Here is a 3,678-nt window from a genome sequence, read left to right as displayed (position 1 = left end):
ACTATTATTTTCTATATTTGAAACGAAACAAATTTTCGCCAATCAACCCAATTTTAGGTTTATAGTCGCTACTTTATAGCGAGTATATGCAAGTTACCTGTCATTATTAGAAAATACAACAAACGAAGAATGAACAAACTTTTGACAATAATATTCTTGATTACCGTAGCAACTGCTTGTAAACAAACAATTGTGGCAACTGCATCTAAACAAACAATTACTGACAAACAGAAAATCGCTGACTTTAAAAATGATTTTATGGACAAAGTCGAAATGTATAAACCCGATACTTTACATAGCGACACCTTGACTTTTGTAAGAGAGAAATACCCAAACGTTAGACTTGTAAAAACTTTTACAAAAAACAGAAATGTAGTTGTATATGACTATTACTTCAACGGGACAAATCAACTCCAAAGCACATTAACATATGACACATTAGGAAAACCAACTGGAGTAGTAAAGCAATACACAAAAAAAGGAGTGTTGGAATACACCCAAGATTACGACAAAGGGGAATGGATAGTTTTCAATAAAAAGGAATATCCTTTTTACGACTTGCAAAAGAAAATGAAAGTAATAGCAGACAGTTTAGTTAGCAAAATGTATGGACACAATTTTTTGATAAACAATACTATCTGGAGTATAAGTAGTTCAGCCATTTATAATGAAAACGAATCAGGTAATTGGACTGATAAATTCGAAGAAAAGCCGACAAAGTTTCTTTTTAAATATGATGTTAAACTTGACAAGGACAATAGGTATGATGACCTTATTAAATTTCAGTTAGACTCAAATGGAAACTTCATTCCTAATCAGTATGGGGCAATTTACGGATTTGAAAATGTCCCCGATAATTTAAAAGGTGGTTTTAAACTCACATATGAAGAGGCAATAAAACTAGCTAAACAATTGGGACTTACAGAAAACAATAACACAAAAGCAATTGGCATTTTACAATGGGAGAATTTCAAAAAACCAGAACTTATAAATGGACAATTTCGCTTTTATGTAGCTAGTAGAACAAAGACAATTGAAAATATTGCCCCAAATGGACGTTCAAGCAGAATTACAAAATATGAAGTTTACTCTTTTAATCCTTGGACAGGCGAATTTATTGAAAAGAAAAATATGAAATCAGTTTTCTCCTGAGAGAAAAATAGTGGCAATAGTACAGGACTAATGCCCGACAATGAATAAAATAACGACAGGTAACAGCTACTACAACGGATTTGGGCAATTGGCTTAATGGGAAAATGGTTTTGTATTTGGGATGATTTGGCAAATCCGAAGAATGGGCTTAATTTAGTCCCAAACCCGCTGTAGTACCAGAACGTTATTGGTTATTGCCAACCAGAAAAAGTGAAAAACAATAAAACTTAATATTTTGAAGAAGCTAATATTTCTATTTACTCTTTTATTTACTTTACTATCATATTCGCAAAGTGATAAATTAATTGGAGAATGGACGAATTGTAGTTCGATATGCAATGGTGTAACTGCTAGTAGGAATGTTTGTTCTAAAATAGAATTTAAGTCAAACCAGACTGTAATTATAACTCAACCTAGTAAAGTAGAAAATCTAAATTGGAAAATTGCAGGTAATGAAATCACATTTATTAGTTTAGATGAAGATCCGAAAAACGTAACTTTTTCTAATTCAAAAATCTATATTCTAAAATTTAATGAAACTTTCACAGTGCTAACAGTAAACGAAAAGGGAAAAGAAGAATGCTATGATTTGCTTTTGAGGTAATGCAACATCCAGATAGCGCGGATTTGCAATCCGTGCCCTCTACAATTGTCAAGGCTAACTTGTTATTTGTTGTTTATTCATTTTTTTGGAATTGTCATAAAAAAATCCTAATAACAGCTCTTTAGCCCTGATGGAAGCGGTATCCCAGCTCGTTTTTTCTACGAGATGGAATATAGCAGACAGCAGGAACGATGCTTACCGATAAAGCCAATTCTTTCGCTCCTAAAACTTTTATTAATTCAACTGTGAAATCACAATAAAAACCACTGCAAGTAAGGCTAGGAAAAGACCTGTTACATTCAGCTTGGTAACTTTTTCCTTGAAAATAAAAATCCCAACAAGACTGCCAATCATAATAACTCCCATATTCATCCCGGCAAAAACGGTAGAGGGATTTTGGGCAAATGCCTGATGTGCCTTTAGATAAAATAGGATGTTCCCAAAATTGAAAATCCCTACCAAACCTCCAAAAAGGATGCTCTTGGAATCCATTTTATTCTTTCTGAAAAGTATTTCATAGACATTGAAAAGTATCATTATTACAAGTGCTATAGAGAAAAGAACAAATAACGAAGTCGTAAAAGGCAATGTAGAAGTCAGCGCAATTTGCTTAAAAAGAAGATCTATCACTCCAAAACCAAGCAGTACTAGGGTTGGATAAATCCATTTGTTTTCCTTGTTTTCGGTAGGTTTATCTAGAATAAGAACTATTGCCGGAAATCCGAACAAAAGGGCAGTCAATTTAAGTCCGCTAAATTGCTCTCCAAAAAACAACCAAGCTCCCAAAATGGAGATAATCAGCGATAATCGTTGGGCAACATCGGTTTTTACAATACCCATATGTTTTATGGAAGTCGCCAAAAAAAGAAACACAACAGGCAACAAAACACCTAATGGAATAAGGATTCCCCAAGGCGAAGAAGCGTCCAAAACCGTTAAATCAGGGCTAAAGAACAAATAACACAACGCTAGAGCAAAGACATAATTATAAGCCACAATTTGCGTGGCAGATACGTGATATTTGCGGGCAATTTTGAAAATCACTCCCACTGTCACACTGCAAATAACGCTTAGAATAAGAAATAACATAGTTCGATTTTTATTCGTGCAAAAATACTATTTAAACCTAGAATGCGCATTAAATTTTAGTCGCAACAATTACAAATACGATTGACTCCATTTATTTTTAATCAATTTTATACTATTTTTAATATTATTTAAGTTCTATAAAACTAAATTGCACTAAAATAAATTGAATATGGAGAACATAAAAATACTTTGGGTTGATGATGAAATCGATTTGCTCAAACCACATATATTATTTCTGGAGAAAAAAAATTACAGCGTTACCACCTGCAATAATGGTCGTGATGCCATAGATATTTTTGACGAAAACAATTTTGACATTGTTTTTCTTGACGAAAATATGCCCGGAATGAGTGGTTTGGAAACATTGTCTGAAATGAAGGAGAAAAAATCTTCTATTCCAATGATAATGATTACCAAAAGCGAAGAAGAATATATAATGGAAGAAGCCATTGGTTCTAAAATCGCCGATTACCTTATCAAACCCGTAAATCCTAATCAGATTTTATTGAGTTTGAAGAAAAACCTGGACCATTCCCGATTGATTTCCCAAAAAACGACTTTGGATTACCAAAAAGAGTTTCGAAAAATCACTATGGAAATGGCTATGGTCAACTCCTATGAAGACTGGGTTGAATTATACAAAAAACTGATTTTTTGGGAACTTGAATTGGAGAATATCGATGATCAAGGGATGATTGAAATTCTTGAATCCCAAAAAGTGGAAGCCAATTCACAATTTGGAAAATATATTGAGCGTAATTATGAAGATTGGTTTGCACCAAAAGCGGACAAACCGATTCAATCCCATAATTTATTCAAAGAATTGGTCGTTC

At 33.3% G+C, this 3,678-nt stretch carries 4 protein-coding genes; 3 read left to right on the top strand and 1 reads right to left on the bottom strand.

Annotated features, from left to right (window positions below; translation table 11 throughout):
* Nucleotides 1-129: 129 nt before the first annotated feature.
* Nucleotides 130-1,152 carry a hypothetical protein gene (locus VFS71_RS19025; protein WP_326403237.1) on the top strand — a complete coding sequence of 341 codons (1,023 nt, stop codon included), beginning with the start codon at nt 130-132 and terminating at the stop codon, nt 1,150-1,152.
* A gap of 235 nt (nt 1,153-1,387) precedes the next feature.
* On the top strand, nt 1,388-1,756 hold the full coding sequence (locus VFS71_RS19020; protein ID WP_326403236.1) for a hypothetical protein: 369 nt from the start codon (nt 1,388-1,390) through the stop codon (nt 1,754-1,756).
* Between the two features lie 234 nt (nt 1,757-1,990).
* Here the strand turns inward: VFS71_RS19020 and VFS71_RS19015 are convergent, their stop codons facing one another.
* Nucleotides 1,991-2,845 (bottom strand): EamA family transporter, encoded by an 855-nt coding sequence (locus tag VFS71_RS19015; protein WP_326403235.1) that lies wholly within the window; start codon nt 2,843-2,845, stop codon nt 1,991-1,993.
* Nucleotides 2,846-3,014: 169 nt separating this feature from the next.
* Between VFS71_RS19015 and VFS71_RS19010 the strand changes: the two genes are divergently transcribed.
* The coding region (locus VFS71_RS19010) for a response regulator (protein WP_326403234.1) at nt 3,015-3,678 on the top strand (664 nt) is incomplete at its 3' end.

It is taken from the genome of Flavobacterium sp. (genome assembly GCF_035760125.1).
Taxonomy (GTDB): domain Bacteria; phylum Bacteroidota; class Bacteroidia; order Flavobacteriales; family Flavobacteriaceae; genus Flavobacterium.
This window is presented reverse-complemented; position numbering and strand designations above follow the sequence as displayed.

What these genes read in the sequence shown, in the direction of transcription:
- VFS71_RS19015 (WP_326403235.1), bottom strand. Translation starts at nt 2,845, where the DNA reads ATGTTATTTCTTATTCTAAGCGTTATTTGCAGTGTGACAGTGGGAGTG.
- VFS71_RS19025 (WP_326403237.1), top strand. Translation starts at nt 130, where the DNA reads ATGAACAAACTTTTGACAATAATATTCTTGATTACCGTAGCAACTGCT.